The organism is Paenibacillus sp. J22R160, assembly GCF_059692135.1.
This window is the reverse complement of the sequence record NZ_JCAUAU010000019.1, coordinates 80,503-99,639: the sequence shown is the minus strand read 5'-3', so window position 1 is coordinate 99,639 and position 19,137 is coordinate 80,503. Positions and strand designations below refer to the sequence as shown.

Sequence of the window (19,137 nt, the reverse complement as noted above, 5' to 3'; positions counted from 1 at the left end):
CCACTTCTATTCATCACTCCTCTCACCTAAGTTACTCTCCAACACTATTCATCACTCTTCCCACCTAAGCTACTCTCCAACACTATTCATCTCTCCTCCCACCTAAGCTACTCTCCAGCTATTCATCACTCCTCCGACATAAGCTACTCTCCAGCTATTCATCACTCCTCCGACATAAGCTACTCTCCAACACTATTCATCACTCCTCCCACCTAACCTGCTCCCCACCACTATTCATCACTACTCCCACCTAAATTACTTTTCACCACTATTACGTTACTCCACCCCCACACACGCTTCACTTCCCCCCAAGGTAGCCCTGCACCAGGGAGAAGATCCGATTGAGATGTTTCCAATGGAATAGATGGAAAAACTGGCGTTAATCTGCGCTGCTCGGTGGCAGAGAGACGCAATAGCAGGAGAAACTCCAGCTAAATCATCGGTAGCAGCCCGAAATCACCTTGATTTGCCGATATTAACTGGAGAAATTCCAGTTATTATCCAAAATCAGCATCATTTGCAGCAAATAACAGGAGTAATCGGCGTTAATGAATGGGATTACATCTCCTCAGTGCCAGGGAGAAGATCGGATTGAAGTGTTTCCGATGAAACAGATGGAAAAACTGGCGTTAATCTACGTTGCTGGGTGGCAGGGACCGCAATAACAGGAAAAACTCCAACTAAATCGTCGGCAGCTGGCCGAAATCACCTTGATTGCCGATATTAACTGGAGAAATTCCAGTTATTATCCAAAATCAGGCTCATTTGCGGAAATTAACAGGAGTAATCGGCGTTAATGAATGGAATACAACTCCCCAGCAGCCCTGCGCCAGGGAGAAGATCCGATTGAGTTGTTTCCAATAGAACAGATGGAAAAACTGGCGTTAATCTGCGCTACTCGGTGGCAGGGACCGCAATAACAGGAGAAACTCCAGCTAAATCGTCGGCAGCCGGCCGAAATCACCTTGATTTGCCGATATTAACTGGAGAAATTCCAGTTATTATCCAAAATCAGCATCATTTGCAGCAAATAACAGGAGTAATCGGCGTTAAGTGCCAAGGGGACGTCCGATTGAGATGCCTAATCTGCGCTGCTAGGTGGCAAGGAATGAAATAGAGGACTATAGTCCTCTCTCGCCGAAAAAGTCTGGAGATACAACAGATTACTGGGACTCATGCTCTGCTAAGGCAGACAGCCCCCTTTCCCATGTGTGTCTCACCTTCCATAAATTAGCCTAACCCCCACCTACTCTAATTAAGGAGTTGTCCACATGAAATATTTTATGATTACCGGCACATCCCGCGGTCTTGGAGAAGCGATGGCGCTTAAGCTCATCTCTCCTGATCATCACTTGATCTGCGTCTCGAGAACAAGGAACGATAACTTAATAGCCGCTAGTAGTCACCTAGACTACTACGAATTCGACCTAAGAAAAGTCAACGAAATTGAGACACTGATGGATCAAGTGTTCCAGAAGATCGATCTAGCTAACGCCGAAGGCATCTATCTCATCAATAATGCGGCCGTCCTCTCGCCTTTTTCCCGAATCGAGCAGGCTTCCTCCCAGGAATTAATGGACAACTTGCATATCAATCTACTCGCTCCGATCGCGCTTACCTCCAGCTTCATTCGCCTAACGCAGCACCTGCTGCTAGAAAAGCGCATATTAAACATTTCCTCGGCCTCCGCCAAACAGTTACTGCCAGGAATGAGTGCGTATTCGGCCGCCAAAGCTGGTCTCGATATTTATTCAACATGCGTGGGATTGGAACAGGGTACTGAATCTACAGCTGTCAAGATCGTTTCCGTTCACCCGGGCATGATCGATACAGGTTTACAAGAACAGGCAAGGAACACAAGCACCGAGGCATTGAATACACCTAATATTTTTAAAATGGTAAAAGATCGCGGCATGCTGACATCCCCCCATGCAACAGCTGACAAATTGATCAGTTTATTACTCGGCTCCTCCTTCCATCAAGGCACAGTTGTTGAGGATCTCCTCTAGCTAGCCATAGTATCAAGCAAGCAACCACGCCTGTTCCTCACCCTCCGCCCAATGGACGGCTTATCCATCCACATGATAAGATAGAAGCTAGCACTACTTACATCGTTAACTAGCTTTCAACGAGGAAAGCTTTTTAGGAGGTTCCATGGGAAAGACAGATATTCGCCGAGATGCCATTATGCAAGCCATCAAAGATAAAGGCTCCATCGCCTTGATCGATATCGTTCAGCAATTTGGCGTATCGGAAGCAACAGCCAGACGGGATCTTGAGATTCTGGAGCAAGAGAAACGCTGCATCCGCACCTTCGGAGGCGCCGTGCTGGAAAGCTTAAAGGTGGAAGTCCCCTTTTTCAACAAAATGGACCTTTATACAGAAGAAAAAAAAGAAATCGCCGACAAAGCGCTTAACTTCATCGAAGACGGCGATATTATCGGCTTAACCGGCGGGACGACCACGACGTTCATCGCCAAAAAGCTGCACCAATTCAAGAACCTCACCGTCATCACGAATGCGGTGAATATCGCCTACGAGCTGATTGGCACGCAAGGGCTGCAGCTCATTCTGACCGGCGGCGTGATTCGCACGCAAACGTTTGAGCTATCGGGACCACTCGCCAATGCGACACTCGACAATCTCAGCATTCGCAAAACGTTCATGGGCGTAGACGGTATTTCCTTAACACGCGGTATGATGATCTACAATGAGCTGGAAGCCGAAACGAATCGCCGCATGATGAAACAGTCCATGGAGACGTACCTCGTGGCGGACCATTCCAAGTTCAGTCGCAGCTCCCTATTCGTTATCGGTGAAGTGCAGGAAACGACCGGAATTATTAGCGATTCCAAAATAACGCCAGAAATGAAGGAAGCCTTCAAAGACGCCGGCACCCCCTTCCTTTAAAAAGAAAACTCGACCACTCGGCTCATCGCCGGGGATCGAGTTTTTTCATATTAACAACACCTATTGATTTTACCGCTTTCATAACGCTCGTGAAGAGACTGCATGTAGAACTCTTTTTCCGTCAAAATAGGACTGCCCGGATGATGTTCCTGCTGATGCTTCACATATTTGGCATAGTCCGGAATATTGAATATCACTTTGATCGTCGTATTCAGCTTGTGCGAAAAGCTTGCGATCGCTCTCACGGGATCACCCTCCAAATGTGGATTGGACGAACGGCGATTCTTGTAGTTGGGGCTTTTGTTTTTGAATAATAATGTTGAACCACAAACGTATTGAAATGATGATCATCAGAAGGACAACGATACCAAAGAAAATCGTTAACCCCGCATCGATATAGTTATTCGTTACAATTTGGTGCATAACATCCATGTTTTTGGCAGGCGCTATCACTTGACCTTTATCAATTCCCTCTTGATATTTTTTGGCAGCGGATAGAAATCCGATTGTTGGATTCGCGGAAAATGCTTTCTGGTAACCAGCGGTCAGCGTCGTCACGGCCAGGAACACGAAAGGGATCATGCCTACCCAAGCATAGCGTGCTTTGCCCATTTTGATCATAATCGTAACCGCTACGGCTAAAGCAATGGCAGCCAGCATTTGGTTCGCAATACCGAAAAGCGCCCATAGGGAGTTGATTCCGCCAAACGGATCGACAGCTCCTTGATACAGGAAGTATCCCCAAGCCAAGCAAACGATCAGAGAAGCGATGAAATTGTATTTAAAATCTTTGGTTTGACCAAAAGGTTTATAGAAGTTGCCGACTAAATCCTGCAGCATAAATCGGCCGACGCGTGTCCCCGCATCTACGGCAGTCAGAATAAAGACCGCTTCGAACAAAATTGCGAAATGATACCAGAATGCTTTGGCCCCATTTAAAAAAGAAGAGAAAATCTCCGCCATGCCTACGGCCAGCGTTGGTGCTCCACCCGTTCGGGAGAGGATGGTTTTCTCGCCGATTTCTTTGGCCGTGCCCGTAATTTGATCAGGCGTCAAAGTAAAGCCCCAGGATGAAATTTTGGCAGCGACAGCAACTGGATCGGTTCCAATAACAGCCGGTGAGGAATTCATCGCGAAGTACAGACCAGGCTCCAAGGAGCAAGCCGCAATCAATGCCATAACCGCAACGAAAGATTCGGCGGCCATACCGGCAAAGCCGATAAACGGCGCATGGCTTTCTCTGTCAATCATTTTCGGCGTCGTGCCTGAGGAAATCAATGCGTGAAACCCGGAGACCGCGCCGCACGCAATCGTGATGAACAAGAACGGGAATAAATTGCCGGAGAATACAGGTCCGGTTCCATCAATAAACTTCGTTACGGCAGGCATTTTTAGTTCAGGTAAAATCACCATGATGCCGCCAGCGAGCAGAAGAATGACGCCTATTTTCAGAAATGAGCTTAAATAATCCCGCGGAGCTAGCAGCACCCAAACGGGCAAAATAGAAGCAATAAGTCCATAAATCACCATCAAAACTGCAATTTGCGGAGCACTGAACGTAAACATACTAGCTAAAGCTGGACTTTCCGCAACAAACTGACCTGACCACAAAACGATCATCAACATGACGAAGCCAATGATAGAGCCCTCGATCACTTTACCAGGACGAATGTACCGCATATAAAAGCCCATAAAGATAGCAATCGGCATCGTCATCGCAATGGTGAACATGCCCCATGGGGATTCTGCTAACGCTTTCACAACAACAAGCCCAAGAACAGCGACAATAATAATTAGAATGGCAAGCGTTGCAATAGAGGCCAAAGTACCGCTGAATGGGCCGACCTCATCCTTGGCCATCTGCCCGAGCGACTTACCCCCACGGCGCATGGAGCCTACTAGTGTCACAAAGTCCTGTACGCAGCCCGCAAGAACTGCTCCAATAATAATCCAGAGGATGCTCGGCAAGTACCCCATTTGCGCGGCCAAGATCGGACCAACCAGCGGCCCTGCCCCTGCAATCGCAGCAAAATGGTGACCAAAGAGGACATACTTGTTTGTAGGCACAAAGTCTTTGCCGTCGTTTTGAACGTGTGCCGGTGTTGCACGCTTGTCGCTAAGCTCGTAAATCTTGCGAGCGATAAAACGACTGTAGAATCGGTAACCGAAAGAATACGTACAAATGGCAGCAATAATTAGCCATATCGCTGAGATGCTTTCGCCTCTCGAAAGTGCGAGCATCGCGAAGCCTGACGCGCCAAGCAGGGCGATGACCGCCCAAATCACATAGGAAGCAAATTTGTTTTTTAATAGTGACATATCTATAATCACCCTCCAGATAACATGTTTGTTAGCGCTTACAAGGAGTATAGCTTGTTTAGGGAACAAGCGGAATACCTGTAGCGCAACATGCCATTTTCGAGCCCCATGATGTTAAATTTCTAGTTTCAAACGCAGCTGTTTCACATAATTTCGGCTGACGGGTATGTTGCTTCGCCCAGCATCCTCCATAAGTAGATTGTACGCGCCATTCACCCAGGTCTTCATTTCTGAGATGGCAGCGAGGTTAACCAGATAGCTTTTGTGGCTGCGAAAAAATCCATACGGTTCCAACTTCTGCTCAAGCTCCGATAAGGTGTATGAGACAGCATAAGCCTTATCATGAAGGTGAACCTGCACATGCTTAACCTCTTTGCTGATATACATAATATCCTTCGGGGAGACATATCTGATCCCTTCCTCCAATTCTAAAGCGAGCTTTACACTTGTCTTAACGGAAGTCGTCTGGCCTTGGATCGCAGTCGCTGCGCTGTTCTGAGGCTGTATTTTGCGCAGCTCCCTGAATACTATCGCGATATCCTCCTCATCGTACGGCTTTAGCATATAATGAAAAGCACGCAGCTTAAACGCGTGAACGGCATATTGATCGTAGGCAGTGGAAAATACAATTTTCACTTGCGGGTTAATTTCTCCTACAATTTCGGCAACCTGCAGGCCGCTAAGATCCGGCATGTCCATATCGAGAAATAAGACATCCGGCGCTAATTCTTTGACCTTCTTAATTGCATCCATTCCGCCAGTTGCCGCGGTAACTTTATCCACCTCTTCACTGCTTTCCAAAAGATAAATCAATTCTTCTCTAGCCGGCTCTTCGTCATCGGCAATGACAATATTCCAACCCATCAACCATCACCTCACCCAAAATTTAATGATTGTGCCTTCCCCAGGCTTGCTTTCAATCTCCAAAGGATGTTCTTTGCCGTAGTGATAACTCAGACGCTGCTCGATATTCCGCAAAGCTAGCCCCGCGTGTTCCGTCTGACTACCCAGTCCAGCCGTTTCAAGACCTACTCCGTTGTCCTGTACAGTAATACGCGCATGGAGCTTACCCTCGTCCAATTCCTCCTTCACTGAAAGTCGAATGACACCGATGCCCCGCTTGTTTTTGATACCATGCTCAATGGCATTCTCGATCAGCGGCTGAATCGTAAACGGAGGAATGGCATGATCCAGCAGCCTTTCGTCGATCTCCGCGTAAAATTCCATCTGATCACCTAGACGTGATTTGATCAAGCTCAGATATGACATGACCAGCTCATATTCATCACGTATGGTGATTAGGCGCTGGTTGCCGTGGCTCATATTTTTGCGCAAAAACTTAGATAGATGCATCACCATCTGACGGGCTTCTTCCGGCTTCGTGCGGATAAAAGATTTGACTGTGTTCAGCACATTAAACAGGAAATGGGGGTTCATCTGCGCCTGCAGCGAACGAATCTCCGCATCAGCCAATAGCTGTGTTTGCCTGTCTGATTCAACGAACGCATATTGCTGAGAAAGCAGCTCAGCGAGAGAGGAAAGCATGCGTCTGCGGGACGGATTATCATCCTGCTCCCGCTCAAAATACAGGCGGAACTGCCCGACCTGCGGCCGATTCGGCACACGGATGATGAGATCGTTCGAATGCTGCGTTTTTCTCCCCTCCGCAATCCATGACATGCCATCTTTGCTGAAAAATACGCCTACAGACTTCATTTCATCATTCAATACCTTCGAAATTTCCGCTACCGCCTTATCGAAATCCAAGCGCCAAAGCGGCATCGTCATATCTGCAATTTGCAGCGCTTGATGCGCATGCTCCGCGCCAATTTTGGCCTCTTCACGTTCCATCGTATTGTAAAGCACAAAATATAGAGCAACACCAACGCTATTCGCAAGCGTCTGGGGCAAACCAATGAGCGACACCAAGTTGAACGCATCATCCCAAGGCTTGGCCAATGCTAGAATAAGAATCATCTGCAAGGCTTCGGCCATGAATCCAACGAGAAAGGCCAGCTGTACGGAAGCTGTCTTCCGAAAGCGTTTCTTGAAAGCATTACGGCACAGCCCTGCCAATATACCTTGAAGAATAGGAGCAATCATACAGGCTACGGCCACAAATCCACCTAAGCTGTAGCGATGCACGCCGGCCACGACACCGACGATAAACCCGCTTTTGACACCACCAAGCAGTCCAGCTATGACAACACCAACGGTACGCGCATTCGCGATCGCCGCAGTTGGCGAAACCTCGCCAATCCATGGCGCCGGCCTGTACGTATAGTCGGAAACCGTCACACCCGAATAGGTCGCAAGAATCGCATATGCGGAGAAAAAGAACAGAAAGCGCCATTGATACGTCCTGTCCCCTTGATAGCTCATATAGCTCCGCATCCATCGACTGCGGGAAAATGCAAACGCAAGCGCTATCAGAAAACCAACCCGCTCCATCATATCAACGAACAATTGAATCAATTGAAGCATGACTCACTCACCTTTTGCATTCTCATATCGTTATCCTAACAGAAATTGGTTGGGCTTGCTTGCTTTAGGACGCTAACTTCTACTTTCTGCTCCTATTCATCGCATCTACATAGCTTATGGCTAGTGATGCCAATGGCTTGAAAAATTAACGCCGATAACTCCCTCTAATTCCCGCCTCCGACCCATTTCTCGCCTCAGTAACTGGAATTTCTACTGCTATTTCGGTCAAATCGGAGCTTTTTCTCAAACTATCTCCGATTTTGATGTAGTTTCTCCTGTTGTTTCTTTCTCTGGCTCTGCGTGGGTCAAATTAGCGGTAGAATTTCCTTTTATTGCTGATCAACCAGTGAGAATCAATAATGTAAATCAGAAAAGGGATCTTTCCGTATCAATCGGCACATTAAAAGTAATTGCCAATGGACTTTAATTAACGCCGTAATATCTTGTTACGACTACTTTAACGTTGAAAAAGATCGTTGCCATACACGCGAGCCGCCACCTTCAACAAAAAAAGGACTTCCTAAGAAGTCAGTAATGACCTTCTCAGGGAGTCCCCCTTTTTTCAAAAAAACTTATCCGGCTTTAACTTCATCGTTATTCGGCTGAGGTGCAGCATTTGCTTTGTACTTCAACGTAGGCAGCATGATAAACACACCAATCAAGAAGAGTACGGCAGAAGTGACATAAATGGACTCCAACGAGAAGGAAGCTTTAATTCTTCCGGCCAAACTCATTGTAAGAACCATGGCCCCCATAAACAACGGGTTCAAAATTCCATTCACACGACCAACGAAAGATTCCTCCGTGTTACCGAGTATCATTGTGGAGATCCCGATTTGAATCGCAGGCAACACTAGACCAGAGAAAAATTGCATCAAGAGCGCCAGCCATACCAAATGAGTCATTCCCAAGACGGCAAAAGTCACGACACTTACCGTCATCCCGATAATCAGCAGGGCTTGTGAGGACACTTTCTTAGAGAAGCCCATAGTCGCTCCGCCGCCAAGTATCATCGCAATCCCGTTGGCCGCCATAAACCATTGCAGATCTTCCTTCGGCAGTCCAAGATTTTCAGTGACCAGAAAGATGCCAAGCGGAGATATCAAACCGATTGCCAGACCTGCTACTGCAAAACAGCCGCCTAAGGTGACGAGCATTTTATTACCCATGACATACTTAAAACCTTGACCCATTTCGGTAAAAATATGCGTAGATGACTTTTCTGCTTCATCATTTTTACGATCCGCAGGAAGAAATGTGAGCACAAGCGCAGAAAGCAGAAAGCAAACGCCCATGATGGCAATCGCCACTTCAATTCCAAAATGATAGTAAACAAATGTCCCCATAATCGGACCTAGGATCATAAAGATCGCCATCATCGATTGAAACAACGACATCCCCAACTGCATTTGGGATTCAGGCACATGAACCTTGAACAACTTCATCCCGGACGGTTGGGAGAACTGAGACAAAATTGACGAGACCAACGTGGCGAAGAAAATCGCCTTCCAGGAGCCGTAATACAGTGTAACCATAATGGCAAACACAGACACTGCACTGAGAATATCACACCAGACCATCGTCAATTTGGGTCTCCAACGGTCCGCAAAGGCACCGCCAATAAACGAGAAAATAAAAATTGGCGCAAACTCGGCCACCGATATTAAAGAAACCGAGTAAGGATCATTATTAGTCATGTCGGTGACATAGAGAAGAATCGCAAAGTTACGAACCCAGATTCCGATTTGTAAAAGAAGACCGGACAGCATAATGGATTGCACGAAACGATTGGCAAAAAACGAGCGCATCGTCGGCGTATCCGAAGCTATGGCTTGTGACAAAGAAGAACACCCCTTCATTAATAAGATAGTCTTATAAAACAAGACCTTCTTCTTACGTAATAAGAAGAAAAAAGTTTCATAAACCTTTTCTACTTTAACGAAAAAAGATGCCTATCGTCTAGTGACATAGGTCATATGACCAGTCATAACCTAAATGTCTCAGCGTGACTGAGACATGAGCAGCGCAGCCCCAACCGCTCCAGCGGAGGACCCGAGCGCAGATGCCGCGAACCGGACCGGGCCGCGAATCGAAGGCAAGCAGCGCTCCTCGATGATTTCGCGCATCGGTCCTAACAATGGTTCGCCGATATGCGACGCGCCGCCGCCAAGAATGACCACCTGCGGATTCAGCAGGTGGAGGATGCTCACGAGCCCGATGCCGAGGGCTCGGCCCGCTTCGCGCAGGATGCCGCTGGCTTCGGCATCCCCTTCCGCGGCTGCGGCCGCGACCAACCGCGCATCCACGCGGTTCGGGTCGCCTCCCGCGAGCCGCACGAGGGCGCCGTCTGCGCCCTCGCCAGCCCGGCGCACGTAGTCGGCGCCGCGGCGGCCAATGGCAGTGCCTGACGCGTATAGCTCCAGGCACCCCACATTCCCGCAGGGACAGAGCGGCCCATTGCCATCAATGGAAATGTGGCCGAGTTCCCCTGCGTTATGGTTCGTGCCGGCGATCAAGCGCCCGCCGGAAATGATACCCCCGCCGATCCCCGTGGAGATCGTCACAAACACACAGTCCGGCGCGCCTTCACCCGCGCCGGCCAGCCATTCGCCGACCGCCGCTGCGGTGGCGTCGTTCTCAAGCCTGACCGCGCAAGCGAAGCGGTCAGTCAGCACGGCGGCGACGGCCACGTCGCGCCAGCCAAGATTGGTGGCGAAGGTGACGACACCGTTCGCCGTATCAAGCGTGCCCGCGGTGGCGACGCCAATCCCGCGGAGCACGCCGCGACCGCCGGGCGCGGTCGCGAGCAGTCCCTCGATCAGGCTGCCGAGCCGATCGAGCACAGCCGCCTCACCCTGCTGCGCCAGGGTGGGGATCTCTTCCTTGGCGATGATGCTGCCATCGCCGCTAATGAGCGCGGCCAACATCTTCGTGCCGCCAAGGTCCACCCCAACATAGTACTCCCGCAGGAACACGTCTTGTTTTATTCTCTCCCCACTCATGTCAATTCTCTCCTCACTCAAGTCTTTTCTCTCCTCACTCACCTCTTTTATCTCCCCTCTCATGTGTTTTATCTCCTCACTCAAATCCTGCCCCTCCTTCAATTCCCGCTCACTCACGTCCTGTCCCTCCATCCATTTCATCTCCCCACTCCTACCTCCTGCCTCCATCCAATCGCATATTGTTCCGACAAAGTAACAGGCAACCGTCCAACCGGCTTTTCACGCCCCAGCAGCACATTCGCCAGAGATACCATCGCCAGCGGACGATTCTCATAACAGGCCAAATACGTCTTCACCTCAGGAAACTCAAGCAAATCATATGGATTTCTACCTGCAGCCACGACGAAATGCCGATCATCTTTGACCGCCAGAGCCTTTACCAACTGAATCTGTCCTGGCGAAAATGTAGCATTATAAGTCACCATCACCACTTGCTTCTTGCCTTCGGCAGCTTGAAGTATCGCAGCAATCTCTGACTCCGAAGGGGATAATCCCAAGTACACCTCCTGGACATCTTTCCCCGTAAGTTCAGACAATGTGCTGCCCAGTGTCCCCTGCCGCTCCACGACCTCATCGATTTCCGTTCCCGCCTGCACTTCCGTCCAAATCACTAGCAGCGACTCGTTCATATTCAGAACCTTGCCGACTTCGTCCTTCACTAACGTAATGCTTTTACGGCTTAGCTCCTTAGCCAAAAGCTGATGCTCCGGCGTTGAAATAGGTCCTTCGGGAATCGGCGCCAGCTTATCAAACTGGATATCTCGTTTATATTTGTGAGTCATTACTCGCAGGACAGACTCATCAATGCGAGACTCCGAAATTCGCCCGCTTTCAACAGCTGCGATTACGGCTTCCATGGCGGATACTTGGCGATCCAACGTATGGCTGACCAGGATGATATCTGATCCTGCCTCTATGGCACGAACTGCGCCTTCAGCTACTCCGATCCCTTCGGAAATCGCCTTCATTTCCAAACAGTCCGTAACGATAAGGCCTTTGAAGTCCAGTTCCTCACGCAGCAACTCTGTTAAAATCCGATACGATAACGTTGAGGGCACACCGTTTTGTTCCAATGCCGCGAATACGACATGCGCGGTCATAATAGCGTCAACGCCGCCTTCAATGGCTTTGATAAAAGGAGCAAGCTCAAGCTCCATAAGCCTCTCCATGCTGTGTGGAACAAGCGGCAAATCATGGTGTGAGTCCTCTGAGGTATCTCCATGACCTGGAAAATGTTTGACCGTCGCAATAACGCCCATGTCCTGCAAGCCCTTCACTGCATGCGTACCCATATCGCCCACGATGGCCGCGGTCTCCCCGTAAGAGCGTACCCCGATGACCGGATTCAAGCGATTATTGTTAATATCGAGGCATGGAGCAAAGTTCATGTTTACCCCCATCTGACGCAGTTCCTTGCCCATAATTTTGGAGCTTGCGTACACGCCTGCTGGCGCAAAAGCAGCCCCAAGCGCCATATTCCCTGGCAGCAAGGTGGCTCCTTTTTCTATACGGGACACCATTCCGCCCTCTTGATCTACCGCGATAAATAACGGTTGTCCCCCGCTGTGAAGGCTCATCGCTTGCAATTCTGCGGACAAATGAGCTAATTGATGCGCGTCTTTCACGTTCCGCCGGAAATAGATAACGCCGCCAAGCCCATACTCCTCAATTAGCTGAGTAATAGCTGCATTTGGCTCCAGAGCATCAAAGCCGCAAACAAATAATTGACCAACTTTTTGACGCAGCGTTAACGGTTGATGCGGGTTGCTGGATGTCGATGACATAGTGGACACGCTCCTTGGATAGTGGTTAAGCTTTAATGCATGCAATAATTCGTTTCTGCAAAAGGACATACATCAGCACGACTGGGATAAGGCTGAACATGATAGCTGCGCAAAGCGAGCCATAGTTCATATTCAACTGGTCATAAAAAGCCACCATGCTAACAGGCAGCGTTCGAAATTTCTCTTTTGTCAGGAAGAGGTTCGCCATCATAAACTCGTTCCAATTGCTAAGGAAATTGAGCATAAACACGGGAATAAGCGGCGGTACGGTAATTGGAACAATAACACGGCACAGCAGCCCATAGATGGATAACCCATCCATTGTGCCCGCTTCCTCCAGCTCACTTGGGATGGACTTAAAAAACGCGCTAATCATGAAAATCGTGAGCGGAAGTCCCACCGTAATGTAAGGCAAAATCAGGGCGAATGGCGTATTATACAGCTGAATGCTTCTAAGCAACATATACAGAGGGACAAGCAAAGAGCCCGCAGGCACAAGTAAAGCTAGCAGCAGAACTCGATTAATGACCTTGCTCAGTCTCGGGAACTTCATTCGTGTCAAGGCAAAGGAGGTGCTTGTACCGAGGATTACTGTCATTATAGCCGAAATAACGGAAATCACGAGACTGTTCGTAAAATAGAGCGAGACATGCGCGCCTGTCCATGCGTTCCAATAATTGGACAGCAGCCACTCTTCCGGGAAAGACCAAGGGAATGCGATGATTTCTTTATTCGTTTTAAAAGATGAATTGAGCACCCAACCCAGAGGGAACAGGATGATTCCTATGTATGCCATAAGTACAGCATGCGGGACGGCACCGCGGAGGGAGATTGCTTTTCGCTTGGTCAAAATTTTCAAAACCGCGCCTCCTCTTGCTTCGCCGTCAACCAGCCAAACACGGAAGTGAGCACACCCGTAAACAGAAGAATGAGTAAGGCGATGGCATTCGCATAGCCGTATTCGCCGATTCGGTAGGCCTTTTTATACATATAAGTTGCCATCACTTCCGTTATCCCGTACGGATTCCCCCCTGTCATCACAAAGACGATATCCAGAGCTTTCATCGCGCCAGTAATCGAAAGCAGGATCATCACGATAATCACAGGACGAAGGAGGGGCAACGTAATTGACCATGCTTGACGAGAGTTCGACGCGCCGTCAATTTCGGCTGCCTCCAGGATGGTTTTGGGGATCGCATAAATGGCTGACAAAACTAGAATCACATAAAAGCCAACCCACTGCCAGGCGTTGGTGACGAGCACGGAAATCATAGCTGTCGATTCATCAGCTAACCATGCATGCTTCCATGCCTCCAAGCCAACTGCTTCCAGCAGTTGATTCAGCAAGCCTGCTTCAGGATGATAAATGAATCCCCACAACACACCGACGACCGCCGTCGATAGAATGGTAGGAAGGAATATCATTGTTTTATAAAAGCCAGTCCACCGCCGGACTTTGCTCACCACCAGAGCTAAACAGACAATGAACGGGATCTGTAAGCCGATGGAAAAAGCAATAAAATATAAGTTGTTTCGCACAGCGATCCAGAAATATTTATCCTGAAACGCTTGGATGAAATTGTCCAGGCCATTCCACTTTGCAGGTAGGATTCCGTTCCATGCCGTAAATCCGTAACGCATCGACATCAGCATCGGATAATAGAAAAAAATCACTAGCAGAAGCAGTGTAGGCACTGTAAAAATGGCATAAGCAAATCGATTTCTTCCTACTTTGTTCATGGTTCATCCTACTAATTCGTATGAGTTTCTTCCTTATTCGAAGCGTCCTGCTGCTTTTGTATTTCCGTCATCAGCGTGACCGGATCTGTTCTCCCGCCGACTAATTCCTGCATACCGCGTTCCAATTTCTCACGGACCTTGGTTTGAATGCGTGAGTCAAAAGCAGGGAAAGCCCCTTTGCTGTTTGCAAACACATCCAAAATTTGCGTAATCAATGGATTCACATTGCTCGTATCCTGCAGCTTCATGGCAGGCGGCATACCTTCCTCCACCAGCTGTCTTTTTTGCATCGACTCCGTGTACATCTGTCTGATGAATTCCTTAATGGCATCAAGCTGCGCTGGGGTAACTTTCTTCGAGAAACCATAGGCGTTCGACCACCCGCCGTTGATGAAGCCGTCTCCAGGGCCGCCCATGTCAGGGAAGCTCATGAACCCTACATCCTTCACGATGGCAGACTTCTCCGGATCTAGCAGAGGCGTGTTAGCCCAACTGCCGTCAAACATGAACGCTGCTTCTCCGCTGCTGAACTTGTTTTGCTGCTCGGCATATGAAAGTGCTAAGCTGCCCTCTTGGAAGTACCCTTTTTTCACGAGGTAATCATATTTCTCAAAAGCGTCCACGACATCCGGATCTGTCCAATGCTTGCGCCCATCCAGAAACCCTTCGACGGAATCGGGTCCCGCCGTTCGGACCCACATGGTATTGCTCATCATGTTAATGACCCACGAATCTTTGGCAGCCAGCGCAAATGGTGTTACTTTTTGAGCTTTCAGCTTTGCCGCAGCGTCAATCAGCTCATCCCAGTTCTGAGGCAGTTTGATTTGATGCTCCGATAAAATCTTTTTATTATAGTACAAGCCCTCGACATATCCGGCCATCGGGATTCCATATATGTTACCGTCGACTGTAAACTCTTCAAAACTGTAGAACTTGTTCGTTAAACCCAGTTCACTCAATATGGGCGTCAGATCAAGCAGCCTATTCGCTTTGACATAATCCTTCGTATCCGTACCGCCGAACAAGTCGAAGATCTCCGGTGGATTCCCGGCAGCCATCTCGGCTCTCAGCTTTTCAAACCGATTCACCTTGTCCTCTACGCCATCCAGTGTAATCGACAGGCCAGGCACCTTCGCCTCCGTAGATTTCACAACCTCCTGAAGCATCGCCAAACGCTTCTTCTGCGTATCTTTCACTTGCGTGTGACGGATGGTCAGCTGGACCGGTTCGCCTTTTGCCCCTGGGGGAGGCGCTTCGTTGTTTGGGCTGGTCAGGTTTAAGCTGCTGCAAGCGGACAGGATGAACGATACGACCACAACCCCTGTCACCGGTAACAACGTTCTAATTTTCATCTTCCTAGATCTCCCTTAGCTTGCATGTTAAGTATAAAATAATGGCTAGTCGTCCTAAAGACCGATAAATTCCTTAAATAGGGGCAAAATTCTCTACTTCGGCTCCATGCGCTTCTCCCGATACTCCGATGGGATCTCACCAGTAAACTTCTGAAATACTTTTGTAAAATAACGGCGTTCCATATAACCAACGGATCGTCCGATATCGGTAATATTTTTATCGCTATGCAGCAGCATGGATTTCGCCAGCTCCATCCGATGCTTTGTCACATATTCAACGAAAGTTTCCCCGAAATGCTGCTTAAATAATAAACTGAAATAACTCGAGGAGATGCCGAGGGAGCTCGCAATATCTTCAATTCCGAAATCATTCGAGTAATGGGTTCGAATATATTCCTTCGCCGCCGTCATCAGCAGCTCGCTATTCTTCTTCTTATTCGTCCCTTCCAGTCCGATAGCTGCGAGCTGCACCATCACTTGAAGCAGGTGCTGAATGCTCTCGCTTTTATCCAACTGGCGCCACACTTGTTCTTCTTCCTGCACATCAAGGGAATTCATCTCGCGCAATTCGCGAAGCACATGCAGGATCAAGAAATGCAGCATTTGGTACGCTCTGGCAAAGGAACTATTCGGCAGCCCCTCCAGCAAGAGTTTCAGCCGATTCAGAGCGTCCTCCGTTTTCACACGATTCAGCTGCTTGAGACCTGTCACAATCTCCTCAACCAAATACCATAAGGAGCTGTTTGCATCCGAAGGCTCTTTGGACTCTCTATATAGCAGCACAGACTCCTGTTTATCCAGATTTAATTGCATGAACCGCTGCAGTTTCCGATACGTATCAGAGAGCGCTCGCAGTCCTACAGCACTTGGATAAAAGCCCACGCTAATGCCTAGTTTGACGGATTCACGTACATCCTTTTGCAGTTTAATCGCCACTTCGTATAAGTTAGCCTGTATATGGGCTTCCTTATCTTGGGTTCCATCCGTCTCTTCCCCACAAGTGTCCCATTGAATAAGCAGGCACCATTCCCCTTCACGCATTTGGAGAACGGAATATTCCGCTTTGAAATCGGCCAATGAATCTTGCATAACATTTCGAACGGCGAAATTCCACAGCTTCCGCTCTTGCTCTGACCAAGGCAGCGACTTTTGCGAATAATCATCCACATCGATCATCATGAACGAATACTTCATGGTTTCCAAATCCATATTATCTATCGGAAGCAGCGTATACGTAGAAATTTCTGTATAGTTCATGAGGACATCCTGCAGGATTTTCTCATAAGCCAAATTTTTCATTTTACCCCACTTTTGCTGCTCCTGCTGCTTAATCGCCTTGTTTTCCCTGATTTCGCAAGCTAGCTTACGTATACAGTTTTCTAACTCTTCATAGTTAATCGGCTTTAATATGTAATCACTGACCCCAACCCGCATGAGCGAGCGCGCATACTCGAAATCCTGATAGCCTGTCACCATCAGCACCTTGCATGTCCCGTTGATTTCACGGAGCTTTTGGACGAAAGTTATTCCATCCATCAAAGGCATCCGAATATCGCTCATCACCAAATCCGGCCCATGCAGACTGGAAAGCTCCAGTGCCTCGACTCCGTTCTTGGCAGTACCTACAATATCAATCTCCAGCTCTGCCCACGGAATAACCGCCTGTAAATTACGTAAAATGTTAGGCTCATCATCCGCCAAAATCGCTTTTAGTCTCACAGGCCTGCCCCCTTTGTTTTGGGAATTACGATCTTTATTGTCGTCCCGTGCCCTTCCATACTGCATATAAACATGCCGTAATGCCGGCCGTACTGGATCCGTATGCGGTCAGCCACATTGCTGACGCCTAGGCCCCTGCGCTCTTCATTGACATTGGCGTCTAAAATTTCGTGAAAAGGCGTTTCCAGCTCTGTTTTATAATGAAATTTAGCTAATTTCTCATTGGAGATGCCTATCCCGTTATCCGTGACATACAGTCCGATTTGCTCCCCTTCATCTAGGACTTTGATCGAGATTACACCCATATAATCGATAGGCTCAAAGCCGTGCTGCAGAGCGTTTTCTACTAAAGGCTGGAGCGTAAGCTTCAGAATGCTGTAATCCAAAATCTCAGAGTCCGAATCAATCTCATAACGGAACTGATCTTCAAAACGGAACTCCTGAATTTCGAGATAGCTCTTAAGATGCTCAAGTTCTTGTTTAAGCAAAATCTCTTCCTTGCTCTCCATGCCGATCCGCAGCAAATTACCAAGTCGATACACCATTTGACTGACTTTCTTCCCTTGGTTTTGGATCGCGAGCACATTGATAGACTCCAGCGTATTAAAAAGAAAATGCGGCTTAATTTGCGCCTGCAGCAGCATGAGCTCAGCCTTGTTTTTACGATCCTGCTGAAGTTTGACTTCTTCCAGAAGGTCCTCGATCCTCACAACGAGACTATTAAAACCCCTAGCTAACGCCGTAGTTTCATCCTTGCCGCTTTCCTCCATACGCGTTGTCAGGTCGCCGCGTTCGACTTTTTTCATGGAATTGAGCATACGCAGAATTAACTGAACTATACGGCGAACAAACACTAAATTATAGACGAGGGCAAAAAATAAACAAACAAACGTAATTCCAGCGACTAGCTTCATGATCGTTTCGATTTCTCCCGCCACATACTTCCAAGACGTAATCGATACGACACTCCAATCCTGCACACCCATTTGATTAATATTTAAATGATAGAGAGAAACTAGGCTTCTTTCATTTTGAAAATTTGCTTGAAAGCTTCGGTTGCTTTGCTGTAGATCCAGCTTGCCTTGCAGCAGCTGAAGCACATTGGCGCCTTCCAAATGCTGCTTATTGTCATAGAAAATAAGTCCGCTCTTATTCACGAGCAAGTACCGCTTCGAGCTATCTTCGTTCGTATTAAACGATTTGAAAATTTGATCCAGCTCATTAAACTTAAATTTCAGCAGCATGTAGCCGAGATTGTCCATCGTCCAGAAATCCTTAACGATCCTCGCTTGATAAAACTCCCCGCGGCCGGCGCCCAGCTCCTTATATTCAGAGGGGCCAATCCACATGGGACTCCCGTTCAATTCCTTTATGTGTTCAAAAGCCGTGCTGCCCGACAACGTCTTCCATGGCAGCGCATTTCCGCTCGTTCTCCCCGCGCTGAAGGATTTGCCGGCATTGTTATAAATAACGACCGACTGAATCGGCGAGTAGGTCAAAATCGAGCCGCGCAGCAGCGTATCGAACGTATTCAAATCATAGGACGACGGAGCTTCTTCGTTCGCCCTAACCTCATCGATCGTTCGATAAATGCCTTGAATGCTATCCTTGACCATCCAGAAGTCTGAGAAATAATTTGCTTCTTTGAACATGTAATAAATATTACGGGAAATCGCCTGCAGCGTAACTTCGGTTAAATCACCGTATTTCTTCTCAATTAGTTGTTGGGATACGGTATAGACAGCTGTGCCCAGCACAAACAAAGGGATAATAATAAAAAATAGAAATCCGATAAACACCTTTTTGTTCAAATTCATCGACGTTTGG

General features: G+C 48.2%; 15 protein-coding genes. 3 read left to right on the top strand and 12 right to left on the bottom strand.

Annotated elements, in window-relative coordinates:
* Nucleotides 1-364 precede the first annotated feature (364 nt).
* The 3 genes from AC58UW_RS26785 to AC58UW_RS26775 all read left to right on the top strand — a co-directional run bounded on the left by AC58UW_RS26785 (nucleotide 365) and on the right by AC58UW_RS26775 (nucleotide 2,910).
* On the top strand, nucleotides 365-595 hold the full coding sequence (locus tag AC58UW_RS26785; protein WP_497423603.1) for a hypothetical protein: 231 nt from the start codon (nucleotides 365-367) through the stop codon (nucleotides 593-595).
* 676 nt (nucleotides 596-1,271) lie between these two features.
* Nucleotides 1,272-2,009 carry a (S)-benzoin forming benzil reductase gene (locus AC58UW_RS26780; protein ID WP_497423602.1) on the top strand — a complete coding sequence of 246 codons (738 nt, stop codon included), beginning with the start codon at nucleotides 1,272-1,274 and terminating at the stop codon, nucleotides 2,007-2,009.
* Nucleotides 2,010-2,154: 145 nt separating this feature from the next.
* Nucleotides 2,155-2,910, top strand: coding sequence for a DeoR/GlpR family DNA-binding transcription regulator (locus AC58UW_RS26775; RefSeq protein WP_497423601.1), 756 nt, complete (start codon nucleotides 2,155-2,157; stop codon nucleotides 2,908-2,910).
* A 50-nt stretch (nucleotides 2,911-2,960) separates the two neighbouring features.
* On the opposite strand, the gene AC58UW_RS26770 is transcribed toward AC58UW_RS26775, so the two are convergent.
* The 12 genes from AC58UW_RS26770 to AC58UW_RS26715 all read right to left on the bottom strand — a co-directional run bounded on the left by AC58UW_RS26770 (nucleotide 2,961) and on the right by AC58UW_RS26715 (nucleotide 19,127).
* Nucleotides 2,961-3,155, bottom strand: a complete 195-nt coding sequence (locus tag AC58UW_RS26770; RefSeq protein WP_497423600.1) for a YbdD/YjiX family protein — start codon at nucleotides 3,153-3,155, stop codon at nucleotides 2,961-2,963.
* A gap of 4 nt (nucleotides 3,156-3,159) precedes the next feature.
* A complete protein-coding gene (locus tag AC58UW_RS26765; protein WP_497423599.1) occupies nucleotides 3,160-5,229 on the bottom strand; it encodes a carbon starvation CstA family protein in 2,070 nt (689 codons plus the stop codon).
* A gap of 114 nt (nucleotides 5,230-5,343) precedes the next feature.
* A complete protein-coding gene (locus AC58UW_RS26760) occupies nucleotides 5,344-6,093 on the bottom strand; it encodes a LytR/AlgR family response regulator transcription factor (RefSeq protein ID WP_497423598.1) in 750 nt (249 codons plus the stop codon).
* A 6-nt stretch (nucleotides 6,094-6,099) separates the two neighbouring features.
* A complete protein-coding gene (locus AC58UW_RS26755; protein WP_497423597.1) occupies nucleotides 6,100-7,713 on the bottom strand; it encodes a LytS/YhcK type 5TM receptor domain-containing protein in 1,614 nt (537 codons plus the stop codon).
* 572 nt (nucleotides 7,714-8,285) lie between these two features.
* A complete protein-coding gene (locus AC58UW_RS26750) occupies nucleotides 8,286-9,521 on the bottom strand; it encodes an MFS transporter (protein ID WP_497423632.1) in 1,236 nt (411 codons plus the stop codon).
* A gap of 192 nt (nucleotides 9,522-9,713) precedes the next feature.
* Nucleotides 9,714-10,856, bottom strand: coding sequence for an ROK family protein (locus AC58UW_RS26745; RefSeq protein WP_497423596.1), 1,143 nt, complete (start codon nucleotides 10,854-10,856; stop codon nucleotides 9,714-9,716).
* Entirely contained in the window at nucleotides 10,853-12,499 is a 1,647-nt protein-coding gene (nagZ, locus tag AC58UW_RS26740) for a beta-N-acetylhexosaminidase (protein WP_497423595.1), read from the bottom strand. Before nagZ ends, AC58UW_RS26745 begins: the two co-directional genes overlap by 4 nt.
* A 25-nt stretch (nucleotides 12,500-12,524) precedes the next feature.
* Entirely contained in the window at nucleotides 12,525-13,358 is an 834-nt protein-coding gene (locus tag AC58UW_RS26735) for a carbohydrate ABC transporter permease (RefSeq protein ID WP_497423594.1), read from the bottom strand.
* On the bottom strand, nucleotides 13,355-14,239 hold the full coding sequence (locus AC58UW_RS26730; protein WP_497423593.1) for a carbohydrate ABC transporter permease: 885 nt from the start codon (nucleotides 14,237-14,239) through the stop codon (nucleotides 13,355-13,357). Before AC58UW_RS26730 ends, AC58UW_RS26735 begins: the two co-directional genes overlap by 4 nt.
* Nucleotides 14,240-14,250: 11 nt before the next feature.
* Entirely contained in the window at nucleotides 14,251-15,591 is a 1,341-nt protein-coding gene (locus AC58UW_RS26725) for an extracellular solute-binding protein (RefSeq protein ID WP_497423592.1), read from the bottom strand.
* Nucleotides 15,592-15,684: 93 nt separating this feature from the next.
* A complete protein-coding gene (locus AC58UW_RS26720; protein ID WP_497423591.1) occupies nucleotides 15,685-17,310 on the bottom strand; it encodes a response regulator in 1,626 nt (541 codons plus the stop codon).
* On the bottom strand, nucleotides 17,307-19,127 hold the full coding sequence (locus tag AC58UW_RS26715; protein WP_497423590.1) for a sensor histidine kinase: 1,821 nt from the start codon (nucleotides 19,125-19,127) through the stop codon (nucleotides 17,307-17,309). Before AC58UW_RS26715 ends, AC58UW_RS26720 begins: the two co-directional genes overlap by 4 nt.
* Nucleotides 19,128-19,137 lie beyond the last annotated feature (10 nt).